At 41.0% G+C, this 16,223-nt stretch carries 20 protein-coding genes and 1 pseudogene; 20 read left to right on the top strand and 1 reads right to left on the bottom strand.

Annotated features, from left to right (window positions below; translation table 11 throughout):
- Positions 1-22: 22 nt before the first annotated feature.
- From AB1488_11925 to AB1488_11935, 3 genes are read left to right on the top strand one after another with little or no spacing between them, the layout of a single operon-like run.
- Positions 23-772: a carboxypeptidase regulatory-like domain-containing protein gene (locus AB1488_11925; protein MEW6410793.1), complete on the top strand. Its 750-nt coding sequence runs from the start codon at positions 23-25 to the stop codon at positions 770-772.
- An 18-nt stretch (positions 773-790) separates the two neighbouring features.
- The gene (locus tag AB1488_11930) at positions 791-1,270 is read left to right on the top strand and encodes a nitrous oxide reductase accessory protein NosL (protein MEW6410794.1); all 480 of its coding nucleotides are present in this window, start codon (positions 791-793) and stop codon (positions 1,268-1,270) included.
- On the top strand, positions 1,267-1,776 hold the full coding sequence (locus tag AB1488_11935) for a nitrous oxide reductase accessory protein NosL (protein ID MEW6410795.1): 510 nt from the start codon (positions 1,267-1,269) through the stop codon (positions 1,774-1,776). The genes AB1488_11930 and AB1488_11935 overlap by 4 nt, the downstream gene beginning before the upstream one ends.
- A 79-nt stretch (positions 1,777-1,855) precedes the next feature.
- Here AB1488_11935 and AB1488_11940 read toward each other — a convergent pair whose 3' ends face one another.
- On the bottom strand, positions 1,856-2,848 hold the full coding sequence (locus AB1488_11940; GenBank protein ID MEW6410796.1) for a GTPase: 993 nt from the start codon (positions 2,846-2,848) through the stop codon (positions 1,856-1,858).
- 163 nt (positions 2,849-3,011) lie between these two features.
- Between AB1488_11940 and AB1488_11945 the strand changes: the two genes are divergently transcribed.
- The 17 genes and pseudogenes from AB1488_11945 to AB1488_12025 all read left to right on the top strand — a co-directional run.
- Positions 3,012-3,308: a PadR family transcriptional regulator gene (locus tag AB1488_11945; GenBank protein MEW6410797.1), complete on the top strand. Its 297-nt coding sequence runs from the start codon at positions 3,012-3,014 to the stop codon at positions 3,306-3,308.
- Complete coding sequence (locus AB1488_11950) at positions 3,305-4,036, top strand: sulfite exporter TauE/SafE family protein (GenBank protein ID MEW6410798.1); 732 nt, start codon at positions 3,305-3,307, stop codon at positions 4,034-4,036. The genes AB1488_11945 and AB1488_11950 overlap by 4 nt, the downstream gene beginning before the upstream one ends.
- 222 nt (positions 4,037-4,258) lie before the next feature.
- Positions 4,259-4,831, top strand: coding sequence for a flavodoxin family protein (locus AB1488_11955; protein MEW6410799.1), 573 nt, complete (start codon positions 4,259-4,261; stop codon positions 4,829-4,831).
- Positions 4,824-5,036 carry a hypothetical protein gene (locus AB1488_11960; protein MEW6410800.1) on the top strand — a complete coding sequence of 71 codons (213 nt, stop codon included), beginning with the start codon at positions 4,824-4,826 and terminating at the stop codon, positions 5,034-5,036. The genes AB1488_11955 and AB1488_11960 overlap by 8 nt, the downstream gene beginning before the upstream one ends.
- A gap of 45 nt (positions 5,037-5,081) precedes the next feature.
- Positions 5,082-5,324: a bile acid:sodium symporter gene (locus AB1488_11965; protein ID MEW6410801.1), complete on the top strand. Its 243-nt coding sequence runs from the start codon at positions 5,082-5,084 to the stop codon at positions 5,322-5,324.
- Positions 5,325-5,499: 175 nt separating this feature from the next.
- Positions 5,500-5,808 carry a hypothetical protein gene (locus tag AB1488_11970; protein ID MEW6410802.1) on the top strand — a complete coding sequence of 103 codons (309 nt, stop codon included), beginning with the start codon at positions 5,500-5,502 and terminating at the stop codon, positions 5,806-5,808.
- Between the two features lie 169 nt (positions 5,809-5,977).
- Positions 5,978-6,142: pseudogene (locus AB1488_11975) on the top strand (helix-turn-helix domain-containing protein).
- 21 nt (positions 6,143-6,163) lie between these two features.
- Entirely contained in the window at positions 6,164-6,775 is a 612-nt protein-coding gene (locus AB1488_11980) for an IclR family transcriptional regulator (GenBank protein MEW6410803.1), read from the top strand.
- 18 nt (positions 6,776-6,793) lie between these two features.
- Positions 6,794-7,810 carry a tripartite tricarboxylate transporter substrate binding protein gene (locus AB1488_11985; protein ID MEW6410804.1) on the top strand — a complete coding sequence of 339 codons (1,017 nt, stop codon included), beginning with the start codon at positions 6,794-6,796 and terminating at the stop codon, positions 7,808-7,810.
- A gap of 150 nt (positions 7,811-7,960) precedes the next feature.
- Positions 7,961-8,458 (top strand): tripartite tricarboxylate transporter TctB family protein, encoded by a 498-nt coding sequence (locus AB1488_11990; GenBank protein MEW6410805.1) that lies wholly within the window; start codon positions 7,961-7,963, stop codon positions 8,456-8,458.
- On the top strand, positions 8,455-9,981 hold the full coding sequence (locus tag AB1488_11995; GenBank protein MEW6410806.1) for a tripartite tricarboxylate transporter permease: 1,527 nt from the start codon (positions 8,455-8,457) through the stop codon (positions 9,979-9,981). Before AB1488_11990 ends, AB1488_11995 begins: the two co-directional genes overlap by 4 nt.
- Positions 9,971-11,251, top strand: a complete 1,281-nt coding sequence (locus tag AB1488_12000) for a glycine/sarcosine/betaine reductase component B subunit (protein ID MEW6410807.1) — start codon at positions 9,971-9,973, stop codon at positions 11,249-11,251. Before AB1488_11995 ends, AB1488_12000 begins: the two co-directional genes overlap by 11 nt.
- Before the next feature lie 10 nt (positions 11,252-11,261).
- Positions 11,262-12,305, top strand: a complete 1,044-nt coding sequence (locus AB1488_12005; GenBank protein ID MEW6410808.1) for a glycine/betaine/sarcosine/D-proline family reductase selenoprotein B — start codon at positions 11,262-11,264, stop codon at positions 12,303-12,305.
- Positions 12,306-12,656: 351 nt separating this feature from the next.
- Complete coding sequence (gene grdA / locus AB1488_12010; protein MEW6410809.1) at positions 12,657-13,148, top strand: glycine/sarcosine/betaine reductase complex selenoprotein A; 492 nt, start codon at positions 12,657-12,659, stop codon at positions 13,146-13,148.
- 61 nt (positions 13,149-13,209) lie between these two features.
- Entirely contained in the window at positions 13,210-13,536 is a 327-nt protein-coding gene (locus AB1488_12015; protein MEW6410810.1) for a thioredoxin family protein, read from the top strand.
- A 20-nt stretch (positions 13,537-13,556) separates the two neighbouring features.
- Positions 13,557-14,999, top strand: coding sequence for a glycine/sarcosine/betaine reductase complex component C subunit beta (gene grdC, locus AB1488_12020; protein ID MEW6410811.1), 1,443 nt, complete (start codon positions 13,557-13,559; stop codon positions 14,997-14,999).
- Positions 15,000-15,072: 73 nt separating this feature from the next.
- A partial coding sequence (locus tag AB1488_12025; protein ID MEW6410812.1) for a PrpR N-terminal domain-containing protein occupies positions 15,073-16,223 on the top strand: 1,151 nt, incomplete at its 3' end.

Below are 16,223 nucleotides of genomic sequence, written 5' to 3' on the forward strand. Positions count from 1 at the left end.
CAAAATTACGGAGGAGGCTAAGATGAAAAGAATTCTGGTATTTGTAATGGCTCTCTCATTATTACTCGCTACAACCTCTTTTGCTTATGAGGTTGTGGCTGTTAAGGATGGAGGCAGCATCAAAGGTAATGTTAAGGCAGCAGAAAAGGTAAAAGACCCTGTGATTCCGATCAAGATCTCGCCAAAAGAAAAACCGGAAGATGCCAAGAAGATCAAAGAGAGATGTGGTGAGAGCCAGCAGGCAAAGATGTACATCATATCTCCTGACAATGGAGTCAAAAATGTCGTAGTCGTGGTTGAGGATGTCAAGAAGGGAAAAGCTGCACCAAAAACTGATGTTATCATTGATAACAAGGAATGTTGTTTTGAGCCTCTTGTGGGTATCGCGTATAAGGGTGGAAATTTTGTAATAAAAAACAGCGACCCCTTTTTGCATAATACAAACCTCGGTATTCCGCTTGATGGCAAGAGGAGGACTGTTTATAATCTCGCACTCCCAAGGAAGGACCAGGTCATAAAGAAACCCATAAGGGCAGCTGGTCTTCATCAGGTAAAATGTGATGCCCATGAGTGGATGAGAGCTTATGTGCATGTATCCGATCATCCCTATGTAGCCATAACAGATGCAAATGGAAATTTTGAGATAAAGGATCTGCTTCCAGGGAAATACAAGGTTAAACTCTGGCATGAAGGGTTTGGTGAGGTTACAAAGGCTGTAGAGGTATCAGCAGGTAAGACTTCTGAGTTAAATGTAACACTCAAAAAGAAGTAACATATTCTTGTAAAAAGGATGAGATGGTATTTCCTGGCATTAATTATCCTGTCTCTTGCGGCGTGTTCTAAAGAAGCAGGCACAAAACCACTGCCGGTTGAATTCACCAGAGACCATGTATGCAAGGTCTGCGGGATGATTATAGTGGACTTTCCGGGTGCAAAGGGGCAGATACATTACAAAAATGGTAGATTCGATGCCTTCTGCAGCACCCTGGACATGTTTCTGTTTTATCTTCAGCCTGACCGTCCGAGGAATATAACGGCTATTTATGTGAATGATATGGGGGTCGTGGGGGAGACAAGGTCTCTCCCACGCACTAACTGGATAGATGCAAGGAATGCATTTTATGTTTATGGAGGAGATATAATGGGTCCTATGGGTGAGGCGTTGGTTCCATTCTTGGAAATAAAAGATGCAGAGGTTTATATAAAGAAGCACGGCGGCAGGATAATCAGATTCAGCGATGTAGAAATGGAGATACTGAGACCTAAATGATTTTTAAAATTAATAAAAGGGGTGTTTTCAGTTTTTTTGTTTTATTATTTTGTATTTCAGCGGTGAGTGTTCTATTTACCGAAAAGTTTGATATTGAACATCCCATCAAAAATCCACTCAGATACACTGATAAGGAAAAATGCGATAACTGCAGCATGAGCAGAAATAAGTGGGCGAGAACCAGATATGAGTTTGAGACCTCGAAGGGGAAAATCTATACATGCTCAATACACTGCGTTGTTGTAATGAGCATGAGATTAAAAGAGGAACCTAAGGATGTAAAAGTGGCTGAATATCTCTGCCCGGAGAGGATGATTGATGCCGATAAAGCCTTTTATGTCATCGACTCCACTGCGCCTGGGACAATGACCAAGAGAAGCAAGATCACCTTTTCTACAAAAGAGAAGGCAGAGAAATTTGCTGCCAGATATGGTGGAACTGTTGCTATGTTTGAGGATGCATTATCTGAAACAAAAAAGGAGGTCCATATCCATAAATTCCAATAACCAAATACCAATGCAAGTGGCCAGCCGCAATTCGATGATATGACCCTCATGGTAGTCAAGGTTTTGTAAAGCATTTCTGTTAAACATGGAATTCCACAATATCCTTATCTTTTAACACATAATCCTTCTGCACCTTCTGTCCTGGGAATCTGGATGAGCCCCATACACACGCATATTTCAGGCCTGTGATAAAGTCCTTATGAATCATACCTGCAAGGTCGAGGATCGTAGAGTTAGATGGTATTGTGAATGGCATACTAAGATCAGGTTCTTTACCTGGCTCCTTTGAGTAGACCCTGATTATACCTGAAATCTCAAATATTGCATGCTTCAGTTCTTCGAGGTTTTCTCTTTTCCTGACAGATATTGCGATCATTGGATATAAATTCGAGTATCTATCCATCAGTTTTGTAAGTGTAAGAGATTCATCAGTTTTAAGGAGGTCTTTTTTATTTGCTACGAGAACAGCCTTTTTGAAGATTCCAAAATGACGCCTGTCTACTACTTCACCCTTTTTAATGATATGGATGTTCCATTGCGTCAACCGTTCTATAAGGAGTTCTGTCTGTATCTCGGTGTCTTCTGAGATGTCAATTATGAGCAGTAACGCATCAGCATTTCTCAGGATACTTGAGACCCAGCCGTCAGTTGATTCATTTCCTACAGGTGGTAAATCAACAAGCTGAATCTGTATATCCTCAAAAGGCATCATTCCAGGTAGAGGGATGAGCGTTGAGAGAGGATAATCTGCAATTACAGGATTAGCATTTGTAAGGCTCGCGAGAAGAGATGATTTTCCAGTATTTGGAAACCCTACGAGTGCAATCTGGGCAGCTCCTTCTCTCTGAATTGTATATAAGCTACCTCTTCCCCCCTTCTTTGATTTTTTCAGGGCTTCCTCCCTTAATTGTGAAAGCCTCCTTCTTAAATCAGCCCTGAGTTTATCTGTGCCTTTGTGCTTTGGAACTGTTGCAATAAGGTCTTCAAGTGCAGCTATCTTCTCAGCAGGAGTGGATGCCTGCTTAAACCTTTTATCGGCTTCGAAATACTCTGGTGGAAGATTTGCTGGCATAAATAAAATATAACACAGAATATAATGATTACACAATAATCACTTCGAAAATAAAATACTTCAGATATAATTTGGAAGGTCTATATATCAATTTTATATATTGCATTTCGTTATCGAATTATGATATAACAACACCATCACATTTTAAAAAGTAAAGAGGAAAATGCTAAGAGACTTCTTTTTAGGTTTTATAAAGATTCATATACTGCATCATGCATCCAAGGGGGCAGTTTACGGCCTATGGCTCATCGAGGAGCTCGGAAGACATGGTTACAGATTGAGCCCTGGCACACTGTATCCAATACTTCACAAACTCGAGGAGGAAAAGTTTTTAAGATCATATTCAAAAAATGTTGCTGGAAAGATAAGAAAATATTACAGGATAACTCCAAAGGGAATGAGGGCATTATCAAAGATTAAAGAAAAAATAAAGGAACTGATAGGAGAGGTAATGAAATGATGGAAATAAATATTTTAATTCCTGTTTTTGTAGCATTTTTATCTGCAGCAATGACCCTTATGACAGGATTCGGACTTGGAACAATTCTCACACCTGTATTTCTCATATTCTATGATGTGAAGATAGCCATTCTGATTGTCGCTGTTGTGCATCTGATGAACAATCTTTTAAAGGTCTCTCTGTTCAGCAGAGATATTAGCCTTGATATATTAAAACGTTTCGGTGGTTTCACATTAATTGGAGCCTTCATAGGTGCATTTTTACAGAGTGAAATGGATTCATCAGGAGTAAAGATACTACTCGGTATAGCATTGATATTCCTTGGTTTAAAGGAGGCGACAGAATTCGGAGAAAAATTGAGAATTCCTCAAAAGATAGATTTTATCGGAGGTTTTCTGTCAGGACTCCTTGGAGGTTTCGTCGGCAATCAGGGGGCTATACGCAGCGCATATCTGCTCAATTACAATATTCCAAAGGAGACATTTGTCGCCACAGCAGCAATAATCGCATCTGTTGTGGACATTACAAGAATACCTGTTTATATATACAACAACAGAGATGCTCTTACTGGCAATTTAATTCTCTTACTCACCACTACTGCATCAGCATTTATAGGCACATTCGCTGGGAAGAGATTCTTAAAGAAAATATCACTCAAAACCTTTAAAATCTATGTTGCAGCTATGATTGTAATAATCGGTATACTTTTAACACTCAGAGTAATCTGAAGATGTTACTCAAAGAGAGATTTATACACATTGGACACATTTTCTTTAAATACATGAAGTGGTTATTCTGAATACAGTGATATTCATGTGCATATATGTGCCAATAATTTTTACAGAAGAAGCATTTCTCATAGAAAAGATAAATTAATTCTTCATTAATCACTTCAAAAAACCAGTTTTTTCGGGTATAATTTAATATTTCTTATAAGGAGGTAAATATATATGAAAGTAGTTGCCTTTAATGGAAGTCCGAGAAAGAAAGGGAATACATATAATTCAATCCAGGTTGTATTTGAAGAACTCGAAAAAGAGGGCATAGAGACAGAGCTCGTACAGCTCGGTGGTGCTAATATCAGAGGATGTAAGGCTTGTTATAAATGTTTTGAGAATAAAGACGGTAAGTGCAGTGTTGACGATGACCTTAATGGTTTTGTGCAGAAAATGATAGAGGCGGATGGAATTATCATAGGTTCACCAACATATTTCAGCAATGTCTCAACAGAGGTGAAGGCATTGATTGACCGTGCAGGCCTTGTTTCAAGGGCAAATGGAGACCTGCTCAAGAGGAAGGTAGGTGCGGCGGTGGTTTCTGCAAGGAGAGCAGGGGCAACATATGTGTATTCGAGCATAAATTTCTTTTTCGGGATAAATCATATGATTATCCCTGGTTCAAGCTACTGGAATCTCGGCATCGGTAGAAATCCGGGGGATGTTATGAATGACGAGGAAGGCGTAAGGACATTCAGGAATCTCGGTCAGAATATGTCCTGGCTGTTGAAGAAACTCTATGGATAAGAAACACCAGTTAGTGTTTAAGGATATACTGACATTTCCATCAAGGAATCTTATATATCTCATCCCATTAATGATTGTATCTGGGTTAGCGGTTGGCTATTTTATTGATACATCAGCGTTAAAAAAATTCATCCTCCCTGTAGTGGTGCTTATGATTTATCCTGCGATGATAGATTTTAATCTGCATGAACTTGCTGATTTATAAGAGAGAAAATTAATAACAATATCACTTTTTATTAACTTTGTATTGGTGCCTGTTGCTACATACCTTCTCGGTTTAGTGTTTTTGTTAAAAAATCCTGAACTCTTTGCTGGACTGGCAACCCTTTCTCTTCTTCCTACAGCCAGTATGACGATTCCTTTCACGGTGTTTGCTAAAGGGAATGTTAAGGCATCTATAAAACTTACAGTCTTTGGTCTTATTTTATCTTCGTTCCTTGCTCCATGGTATCTGTATTTCATGGTCGGGAGGTATGTGCCTGTTAACATATAGTTAACATTTAAGATTATAGGGAGTGTTGTGTTTTTACCGTTATTTATGGGCATATTAACCTTCAAGTATTTAAGAAAGAGATATACTATTGAGGAGTTTAATACAGGAATTAAGCCTTTGTTAACCGCGATAAGCGCCTGGGGGTGCCATCTTCATTATATTTACGGCTATCAGTATGAATTCTAAATTGATATTTAATAGCCCGAGTATCCTTGCTATATCTATTTTTGTGCTGGCTGTTTTTTATCTCATAAATTTTGTCTTTGCTATCACTGGTTCTAAGTTAAGCAGGCTTAGCAGAGAGGACGGATACGCCCTTACTTACAGCACTGTCATGAGGAACCTCACAATCTCAATAGGACTTGCTACAACATTTGGCTCGCAGGCTGTGTTTATCTCCTCGTTGGCATTTCTGTTCCAGCCACAGTCAGTGGTGTGGTTCACAAGGCTAAATGAGGAATATCATTTTTTAACAGCTAAATAACAGGGAGATCCGATCTTCTTAAAGGATAGTCTTAAATATTTATAGATTTACCATCTACTCCCCCTGATTTTCATAATTAATTATTATCTAAAATATTAAAACTATAAATTTTATTTATATTAATATTTTGTCTTGACAAACCTATTTGTTTTAATTATCATTTTATTAAATGAAACAAAAGTTCCTAAAATTGAAACCACTTGAGAGATTGCTCACGATTCTCGATCTCTTTACACCCAACTTCAAGCTTCTGAGCTTCAGTGATATCGTTCGGCTCTCAGGACTCCCTAAAAGCACGGTTTTTCGACTAATACGAACCCTGGAAGATAACAACCTTTTGCAGAAGGCAAGTAATATGCAAGGTTGGGTGTTAGGTACTTGGTTGCTTGACAAGTTGGCGTTGCTGATGAATCAGGACATCATGGCGTATAGCTACGACCATATGCGTTGGCTCAACAACCTGACGCAGGAAACTGTCTGTCTCTGGAGACGGGTAGGTAATGAACGGATATGTGTCTTGCAGTTTGAGAGCCCCCATGAACTCCGTATGGTTGCAGAGCCTGGCAAGCCAGTTCCGCTTTATTGTGGAGGTGCAGGGAAGATTCTGTTGGCGTATCTAAAGCCACAAGAACTCGACGAGTACTTCAAGAATGTCCAGCTGAAACCAGTTGGTCCGAGAACAATCGTAGATGAGAATCAGCTAAGGCGTGAGTTGTCTCGTATTAATGTAAAAGGAGTCGCTGTAGGAATTAAAGAACGGACGTCGGGTGGGGTTGGTATCGCAGCACCTATCTACACAGCGGATGGACAGGTGGAATATTGTTTGAGCTTGTACCTCCCTGTTCTGCGTTTTTCCAATAAGGTGAAACAACAGTTGATTCCTTTGCTCAAGAAGTCCGCATCAGATATTTCGACTGATTTAGGTTTCAGGGGATCAGATGTAATCGTATCGAGAGTCTCGAAGTAAGAAAGGAGGAACATTGTTATGAAAAAAATAACAATCATAGGCTTTGTAATGGTGCTATGCATGTTCTTAAGTAATATCTTCCTAACCCAGCCATCATGGGCCACGGAGGAAAAGTACCCTTCTAAGGAAATACATCAAATTGTTCCATGGAGGGCAGGTGGTGGTACAGATCTGTTTACCAGGGTTTTAGAACGGCTGTGGGAAAAGAAGCTTGGTGTTCCTATCGTGATTGAGAATATTCCAGGAGGAGGAACTACGATAGGGAATAACAAGGCATGGAATGCCCCGGCTGACGGATATACTATATTAGTTGTAAACATTGGAGCACTTAATTTCTCAGCGATGTTGCATAACACTGAATGGACTATCGAAGACTGGACTTATATCGGACTTCATCACACTGATCCAATCATAGTATATGCCCACCCCAGCGTACCTTGGAATAACATTAAAGATGTCATGGATTATATCATTAAAGATCCCGGGAAGCTTAATGTTGGGGTTCCAGAATCTACAAACGATCAAATAATACTTATAAAAATGATTGAAGAGATAACAGGTGGTAAATTTGGATCAATAATTCCAGCAGGTGGAGGAGGAAAACTTCTTAAAGAGGTAATGGGTGGACATATTCCTTTAGCGTTTCATCGCCTGTGGGCTGGTGGAATTAAAGCAAAAGCGCAAAATCTTAAGCCAATCGGTATTGTTACCTCAAAGCGTAATCCTTTATGGCCTGAGTTACCAACTTTTGATGAGGTTTTACCTCTAAAATGGCGGGTAAAAGGACCACTTTTTGGTTATAAAGGATATGCAGTTCACAAAAAAGTCAAGGAGAAATATCCTGAGAGATTTAATAAGTTAGTATCTACTTTCAAAGAGATATTTGATTCTCCTGAACACAAGCAAGCGGCAGATAAGATGAAATTAACACCAATTCTGGACTATAAAGGACCTGAAGAGGCGATGAAGGCGATCAAAGAGTATGATGAGATGTTACGTAAGTACAAGCATCTTTTCCGTATTGGTGTGCAATGAGGTGATTGTATTATTCTTAGTTTGATGTCATAAGAATGTGCGCCTCCAAAAGTAATTTTATACTTTTTGAGGCGGTGGCTGTATGATGTAGCATGGAAGGAATGTTATAGAATTTCAATTAAAAATGGGTTTTAAGTCGGTGATGAGATAATGAAAAGGTTGATAGTTCCTGTTATATTTCTCCTTTTTATCATTATTGCCTTATTGGAATCTAAAGATTTACCACCAGGTGCTGGGTTATACCCTAAAGTGATTATCGCAGGTGGTTTTGTGGTTGTAACTATTGCCTTAATAAAGGAAATAAAAACCATACGGAGCGAAAAGAAAGCAGGACAATATGCACTGAAAAGGATATCATATGAAAAGATATTAAAAGACCCTCTAGTGATAAAGCAATTATTCATTATCATTTCTACTTTAATTTATATTTTCCTCGTAGAAAAAACCGGATTTATTATAATTTCAACCATATACATATTTTTAAATTTTTATATATTAGGATTTCGCCACAAGACTCACTTACCATTTATCTCAATTGCTACTTCATTGATAATTTACTTGGTATTTGGTCTATTTATTAAAATCCCACTTCCCATGCAATTTTTGGAGGAGTGGATTTCAAAGTTAATAAGAGGGCTAATAATATGATGGAAGGTATATTGTTAGGATTGGATCGAGTACTGCAACCGGATAATCTGATTATGATTCCATTAGGATTGATTGTAGGGACGATTATAGGTGCCTTTCCAGGAATGGGTGCCAGTTTTGCAATAATAATAATGATACCTCTTACCTACTGGATGCGTCCAGAACAGGCATTAATATTTCTCACGAATGTGGGTGGCTCAGCAGAATTCGGCGGTTCTATCCCGGCAATCTTAATGCATGTCCCTGGTACACCAGGGTCCACTGCTACTTGTTGGGATGGATATCCTATGACAAAAAAAGGCGAAGCAGCCAGAGCCCTTGGTATTTCTTTATTTGCCAGCGGGATGGGAGGATTATTCGGAGCGATAATTCTCCTGCTTCTTTCTCCACCTATTGCCTCATTTGCACTGAAGTTTAGTTATCCTGAAATGTTTTTAATCGCATTGTTGGGGATAACCCTTATTGGGTCAGCGACAGGTAAGTTAGTAAAAGCCTTTCTTGCTGGTTGTCTTGGGTTGCTGGTTGCTACTATTGGCAGTGACCCCATTTCAGCTGTGCCCAGATTTACTTTTGGCATTGTAGATTTGTATGATGGAATTCATTTTGTGGTCGCTTTAATTGGGTTATTCGGCTTTTCTGAAATGCTCTTCCTTCTTAAACGTAAACATATTGTATCCAGTGAATCTGCTTTTAAGGGTACCTTCAAAGACCTTTTGGTTGGTGTTAAAGATGTAATTAAAAGACCACTTCTATTCCTTCGTGTTTCAAGTATGGGAACTGTGCTTGGAGCGACACCAGGGATTGGACCGGCAATAACTAATATAGTTGCATATAATATGGCAGTATCGAGTTCTAAAGAGCCCCACAAATTTGGAACCGGTATACCCGAAGGGGTATTAGCACCAGAGGCTACTAACAATGCGACTCAAGCTGGGGCGTTAATTCCAGCTTTTACTTTAGGAATACCTGGCAGTGGAATGACTGCTGCATTACTGGGTGGACTGATGCTTCATGGTTTAGTACCTGGACCGATGCTCTTTAAAAATCAACCTGAAGTCGTTTATAGCGTGATGTTAGCATTTTTGATCGGGAATCCACTTATGATCCTGCTATTGCTGTCTATACAGAAACAGGTTGTCAAGATAGTTCTCGTGCCGAGTAAGATATTGATTCCAGTAACACTTCTATTAATTATCATCGGGGCTTACGGTATAAAAAATTCTTGGTTTGATGTTGGCTTAATGATCTTATTTGGGATTTTAGGTTATTACATGCGTACTTATGAGTACCCTGTGCAGGCTTTTGTCCTCCCTCTTATACTGGGCTCGATAATTGAGGAAGGTTTTAGAAAAGGATTAATGTTGGGTCATGGAGATCCCATGATCTTTTTCACCCGGCCACTTACTATTGCACTATGGATACTAATAATTGCTTCGATAGTAATACCTTATGTAATCAGGAAGAAATACGGTAAGTCTGAATCGAAGATGATGGATAAATCAGGAGGCAAAGATGCGTCTTGAAGTGCAGAATCATATAGTACGGACAGTGGAATTTGGATCGGATTTTGGTCTGAGCGCTGGGGTTCTTTATGTAAATCCACAGTATATAAAGAAACTGGTCGGGATGCATACGGCTATTCGAGAAGTCTGTCTGGACATTACTCGTCCAGGAGAGTCTGCCCGGATCATAAATCCACTCGATGCTGTTGAACCAATCGCCAAGACCGATCCAGCACCACTGGACGTCTTCCCTGGCTATATTGGCCCATCTCAGACTGTTGGCAATGGAGTTACACACAGGTTGCAGGGCTTGCGGATTGTCCAATGTGCGCGTTTTCCTCATCAGACTACAGGTGTGTTGACCGTACGTCCAGTCGTTATTGACATGACTGGCCCCGCAGCCCCCTTATGCGCCTGCTCAGACACAATTAATCTTGTTTTGACATTTATACCCAATCCGGAGGCGACAAACTATGAGTTCGATGTTGCCATGCGAGCGGTGACTCTGCAGATTGTCCATCATCTTGCACGGCTAAGTTTAGAATTAAAACCGGATGAAGTAGAAATCTTTGAAACTTCAAATTCTTCCAATGGAAGACCGCGCATCGTGTACATTTGCCAGGTGCAGGATCAGGGAGAACTCGTCCAGACCTTTCTATATGGACAGTCCACCCGTATCCACACCCCGACCATCCTTTCCTCTACCGAGATGCTCGATGGCGCCATCGTGAGCGGGAATTATAAGAATGCCATGAAAATCCCGACTTTCATGCATTGCCGGAATCCTGTTTGTTTAGAGCTTTTCCGTATACATGGAAAGGAAATCTCTTTTGCCGGGGTTATTCTTACTCGTGGACATAATGATAACCACGCATTGAAAGAGAGGAGCGCATACTTTGCTGCGAAGCTGGCACAAATGGTTCGAGCGGATGGGGCAATAGTCAGCATAGAGGGAACGGGCAATACAATAATAGATGCAATGCTAACTGTGCGTGCATGTGAGACAGCAGGGATAAAGACAGTCTTGAAGGTCCACGAACATGCAGGTTTGGATGGTCGTAGCTTTCCAGTCGCAGACTTTGTAGAGGAAGCAGATATGGTTGTGAGCACGGGGAACCTTGATGAACCAATAGTCATCCCTGCTGTGGATAAGGTTATTGGTCCACTTCCCCTTGAGTTTTACGGTAAACCTTTGATCGATCCATGGAAGGGTGGGGAAGTAACAGGGCACGAACTCTATGCGAGTCAATGGCAGATGGGCGTGTCGGGATACTCCTGTCTATCTTTATAGGAGGACAAAAATGTCGATCAAAGTAGTGCATTACATTAACCAATACTTTGCTGGAAAAGGTGGTGAAGATAAAACAGACCATCCTTTAGAAGTTATTAATGCTCCTGTGGGTCCAGGCCAGTTGCTTCAGCGTGAACTGAGAGATGGGACTATAGTCCTGACGCTTGTTTGTGGTGACGGTTATTTTGGAACACATGAGAAGGAAGTACTTGAGGAAGTACGGATAATTATTCAAAGAATGGCTCCTGATGTTGTCGTAACTGGACCTGCATTCGGTTCAGGCCGATATGGACTTGCATGTGGCGCTGTTGCAGATTGTGTGATGAACGACTGTGGTGTGCCAGCGATAGCAGGTATGTCCCACGATAATCCCGCCGTAGAAATATATCACACACAGGCGTATATTGTTCCTTCAGGAGAGTCTGTAAGGGAGATGGCTAATGCCCTCCAGAGGATAGCAAAATTAGCGATCCGCTTGGGAAAACATCAGCCTATAGGAACCCCTGAAGAAGAAGGCTATATCCCTCGTGGTGTACGAAAGAATATTCGATTGCATCGGTCAGCAGAAACAAGAGCGCTGGAGGCTTTGCTCCAGAAACTGTGTGGTGAAAAACTGGCGACAGAACTCAAGTTTGATGCAGGCAAGGCCGTTTTGCCTCCACCACAGATCTCTGATCTCTCGAAAGCTACGATAGCTGTTGTTACAGAGTGTGGGATAGTTCCAAAAGGAAATCCAGATCGCATAGAAGGGGTGCGTACAAAGAAATGGGCAAAGTATAGCCTCAACGGTCTCCGAGAGTTGTCCCCTGAAACCCACGAATCTATCCACGGCGGTTATGACAACTCGATGATAAACTTAGATCCTAACCGAGGGATTCCTCTGGATGCCCTTCGAATGCTGGAAGATGGGGGTTTCTTCCATAAGCTCCATGACACCTATTATGTTACCTGTGGTAATTGGGGCGATGTCAATGTGATGCGACAGATAGGCCGGACCATCGCAACAGAACTCAAGCAGGCAGGCATAAACGGCGTTCTTGTGCCAGCCACATGAGGGTCGGGAACGCGTAGCGGCGCTACGCTGGCGAAAGAACTGGAGGCAGCTGGCATTCCGACAGTCTTAGTAACTTGTTTCTTTTCTGTTGCCCTATCGGTGGGCTGCAACCGAATAGTTAAAGGTGTTCGGTTTCATCATCCATTTGGTGCCCCTGAACTCTTATTGGAAAGAGAACGTCTAATGAGAAAAGACTTGGTGCGTTCTGCCCTCAATGTTTTAACCATGCCTGTTGACCATCCGACAGTTTTTGAAGCGAATATCTTACGAACCGAGGGTATTGTGAATTGACACGGAGAGATGATGAAAAAATCGCAAAATAATAAATCAATATGAAAGGAGGATTATGCTATGAACAATTGGCTTAACGGAAAAACAGCCATTGTCATCGGAGAAAGAGATGGTATACAAGGACCATCAATCGTAAAGTGTCTTGAAGCAGGAGGCGCAAAAGTCGTCTATACTGTGACAGAATGCTTTGTCTGAACGGCTGCAGGAGCGATGGATCATGAAACTCAATCTCAAATTAAGAAAATCGCTGAAAGTGTAGAAGTTAGAGGTGCTCCTAATAACATTATCGTTGTGCTTGGTGCAAGTGATATAGAAGGAGCATTGATTTTAGCAGAAACAGTCACTGTTGGTGATCCGAGCTTTTCTGGTCCATTGGCAGGGGTCTCGTTGGGACTCCCTGTTTATCATATCTTAGAACCAGAGATGAAAGAAGCCATTCCAGAAGATATTTATGAGGAAAATGCTGGAATCTGGACATTGACCATAGACACAGAGAAGATGGGGAGGGAGTTCAAGGCTATCCGTGAAGGGAATTCACGTAGCAGTCAATAGCCTCCTTTCCTTCCTTGTAATTCTATTTTTATGTATTTTTAGAACTTTCAGGAGAATAACGATGCCAAGAGAAGTTAACACTACTGATACTTTTGAAAAAGAGGTAATTCAATCAGATAGACCAGTCCTCGTTGACTTTTGGGGTCCTCGGTGTAGTCCATGCCTTGCCCTGATGCCTCAAATTGAGGACTTTGAAAAAAGGTATGGCGAAAAAGTTAAAATAGTCAAAATTGATGCCTCTAAGAACAGACGGCTTTGTTTAAGTTTTAAGGTTTTGGGTCTTCCGACATTTCTTATCTATAAAAATGGGAAAGAGGTGAGTCGGCTTAGCGGAGATCATCTTAATATTACTGACATAGAAGAGTCGGTAAAAAAAATAATAGAATAAACCTGTGAGGAGTTGAAATAATGTCTGTCATCATTAAAGAAGTTGGTTATATCATGGTTAATGTGCCCGATTTTGTCCAGTATGGGTCCAGACCATCTCGGGATATTCAAGAAAACAATGCCTTGTTAAAAGAAATAAATGGCCATCTTCGGAACTATGAGGAAGTTGTAAGTTACGCACCTAATCAGGTATTCATTGGTAACAAACACCCGGATGACCTGAATAATATCACAAAGCCTTGGTACAAGCATCCTGTTGAGGATGGTAAGCGGCATGGGATCTTCGGGGAAATCATGCCTGAAGATGAGTTCTATGGGTGGATGAAAATAGCGGATGATTTTGATCTACTCTGGTTAGAACCCCATTTTGTTGACCAGATCAAGGATAAGTTTGCCACTCATCCATTCATAATCGAACACCATGTCAAAAAGTTAGGTGAAGGCAAGCATCCTGAAAAAATTAAGGAAATCATCGAGAAAGGTGCTGCGGTGCCTGTTTATTTCAAGGGTAAGCGTGTAGGTTCTTTTCGGCGTGACCACGATAAAGACGATACTCTGAAGCCACTGGTTCTCATGGAAAACCTGATGGCAAAGGCTTCAGGTTCTTTGGCAATGAAATATCTTTTAAAAAGGGCAGGGATAGCCCCAGGAGATGTTGATTTCGTTCTTGACTGCACAGAGACAGCCGTAGGGGACAGGTATAATCGTGGTGGTGGCAGCATGTCCAAGGCTATGGCAGAGATGTGTGGCTGCGTGAACGCAACGGGAAATGACATTCGGGCGTTTTGTTGTGCTCCCAACCATGCCATTATTAATGCTGCAGGGATGGTCGCTGCCGGCATATTTAACAATGTGGTTGTCGCCGGTGGGGGCTGTCTTGCAAAGGTGGGGATGAAGTATGCTGCCCACTTGAAGCATAATATGCCCATCCTTGAGGATGTCATAGCCGCAATCGCCTTTTTGATCACTAAAGATGATGGTGTCAGTCCTGTTTTGAGGTTGGATGCTGTGGGTAAACACGATGTTGGAGCAGGTTCACCTCAGCAAGCCATTATGACTTCACTCATCCTCAAGCCACTGAACAAGATAGGTATGAAGATGACTGATATCGATAAATACGCTACTGAAATGCACAACCCTGAAGTCACACTGCCAGCTGGTAGTGGTGACACGCCATCCACCAATTACAAGATCATGGCTTCTCTTGCGGCTTTAAATAAACAAATTGATAAGACAGAAATTGAGAAATTTGTCAAAGAACGGGGTATGCCCGGTTTTTCTCCTACGCAGGGTCATGTACCATCCGCCGTACCTTTCTTGGGGCATGCTATTGAGTCAATGAAAAGGGGTAATATGAAAAGGGTCATGTTTGTAGCAAAGGGAAGCCTGTTCTTGGGACGGATGTCCCAGTTGTCAGACGGGATATCTTTTCTGCTTGAGGCAAATTCCAGAAAGAATAAATAGAGTATAGTCTTACATTAATAATTTTGTTATAATATTTTATATAACTAACTAATGTAATAAAGATATTGAAGTTATGAGTAACCCAAAATATAAACTTGCCCTTGTCTCTAATTCGGTCGAATTTTGCGATACGGTCAAACATTATTATGACCCAGAGACTGAAGATTTAATAGTGAAATTAGTGCGGTTAACAAAAATAGAAGAAGCAGCCCCTATCGCCCAAAAACTTCTTGATGAGAATGCCGAAGTAATACTTGCAACAGGGGGAATCGGGGGTTTTTTGGCAAAAACCATTGGTCAGCCTGTTGTTAAGATAGCGATAACACATCAGGATATGCTGCGTGCCCTTATTAAGGCGAAAGATTATGGTTCTAATATCGGGCTTGTGAGTTTTTCTATACCAATTGATGGCATTGAGGTTTTCGAGGATTTGCTTTCCATAAAAATACACCAAATAGTTTATTCTACAACGGAAGAGTTAAGAGATGGTATCTCAAAGGCAGTAAACGAAGGGATAAGATGCGTTGTTGGTGGAGGGATTACTAGGCAGATAGTCACTTCATTAGGGGGAGAGGGTATTGTTGTCCTTCCTGCAAAGGGAGCCATTCTACAGGCCTTTCGAGAGGCCAGAGCCATCGCCTCTATACGAAGGAAGGAGCAGGGGGATATATCGCAACTTCGTGCCATTCTCGAAACAATTAAAGAAGGAGTTATAGTAGTTGATAATGAAGGGAGGGTTAAGATTTTTAATCAGATGGCGGCAGAGATTTTGGATGTGGAATTGCAGAAAGCACTTGGAAAGTCTCTTCCGAGTGTCATCAAGGGTACTGGCGTGCTTGATGTTTTAAAGACAGGGAAGCCAGAAGTAGATCATATCCGCCATGTAGGAGATAAAGATATTGTAATAAACTTATTACCTTTTAATCTCAAGGATAAGACACAAGGTGTTGTAGTGACATTTAAGGAAGCTTCCAGTATCCAGAACATTGATAGGAAGTTGAGAGAGAAACTTTATACTAAAGGATTTGTATCTAAATACACAATAGACCATATCGTAGGTAAAAGCACAATAATGAATCAGCTCCTCTATAAGACCGAAAAATATGCACAAACTGATGCAACAATATTGATTGAAGGAGAGACTGGAACAGGAAAGGAGATCGTTGCACAGAGTATACATAACCTGAGTAATAGAAAAGGAAGACCATTTGTCGCTATAAATTG

It is taken from the genome of Nitrospirota bacterium, from assembly GCA_040756155.1.
Lineage (GTDB): Bacteria > Nitrospirota > Thermodesulfovibrionia > JACRGW01 > JBFLZU01 > JBFLZU01.

Bases quoted from the DNA above. Each gene is read 5' to 3' on its own strand.
- AB1488_11925 (MEW6410793.1), top strand. From the start codon at position 23: ATGAAAAGAATTCTGGTATTTGTAATGGCTCTCTCATTATTACTCGCT.
- AB1488_11930 (MEW6410794.1), top strand. From the start codon at position 791: ATGAGATGGTATTTCCTGGCATTAATTATCCTGTCTCTTGCGGCGTGT.
- AB1488_11935 (MEW6410795.1), top strand. From the start codon at position 1,267: ATGATTTTTAAAATTAATAAAAGGGGTGTTTTCAGTTTTTTTGTTTTA.
- AB1488_11940 (MEW6410796.1), bottom strand. From the start codon at position 2,848: ATGCCAGCAAATCTTCCACCAGAGTATTTCGAAGCCGATAAAAGGTTT.
- AB1488_11945 (MEW6410797.1), top strand. From the start codon at position 3,012: ATGCTAAGAGACTTCTTTTTAGGTTTTATAAAGATTCATATACTGCAT.
- AB1488_11950 (MEW6410798.1), top strand. From the start codon at position 3,305: ATGATGGAAATAAATATTTTAATTCCTGTTTTTGTAGCATTTTTATCT.
- AB1488_11955 (MEW6410799.1), top strand. From the start codon at position 4,259: ATGAAAGTAGTTGCCTTTAATGGAAGTCCGAGAAAGAAAGGGAATACA.
- AB1488_11960 (MEW6410800.1), top strand. From the start codon at position 4,824: ATGGATAAGAAACACCAGTTAGTGTTTAAGGATATACTGACATTTCCA.
- AB1488_11970 (MEW6410802.1), top strand. From the start codon at position 5,500: ATGAATTCTAAATTGATATTTAATAGCCCGAGTATCCTTGCTATATCT.
- AB1488_11980 (MEW6410803.1), top strand. From the start codon at position 6,164: ATGCAAGGTTGGGTGTTAGGTACTTGGTTGCTTGACAAGTTGGCGTTG.
- AB1488_11985 (MEW6410804.1), top strand. From the start codon at position 6,794: ATGAAAAAAATAACAATCATAGGCTTTGTAATGGTGCTATGCATGTTC.
- AB1488_11990 (MEW6410805.1), top strand. From the start codon at position 7,961: ATGAAAAGGTTGATAGTTCCTGTTATATTTCTCCTTTTTATCATTATT.
- AB1488_11995 (MEW6410806.1), top strand. From the start codon at position 8,455: ATGATGGAAGGTATATTGTTAGGATTGGATCGAGTACTGCAACCGGAT.
- AB1488_12000 (MEW6410807.1), top strand. From the start codon at position 9,971: ATGCGTCTTGAAGTGCAGAATCATATAGTACGGACAGTGGAATTTGGA.
- AB1488_12005 (MEW6410808.1), top strand. From the start codon at position 11,262: ATGTCGATCAAAGTAGTGCATTACATTAACCAATACTTTGCTGGAAAA.
- AB1488_12015 (MEW6410810.1), top strand. From the start codon at position 13,210: ATGCCAAGAGAAGTTAACACTACTGATACTTTTGAAAAAGAGGTAATT.
- grdC (MEW6410811.1), top strand. From the start codon at position 13,557: ATGTCTGTCATCATTAAAGAAGTTGGTTATATCATGGTTAATGTGCCC.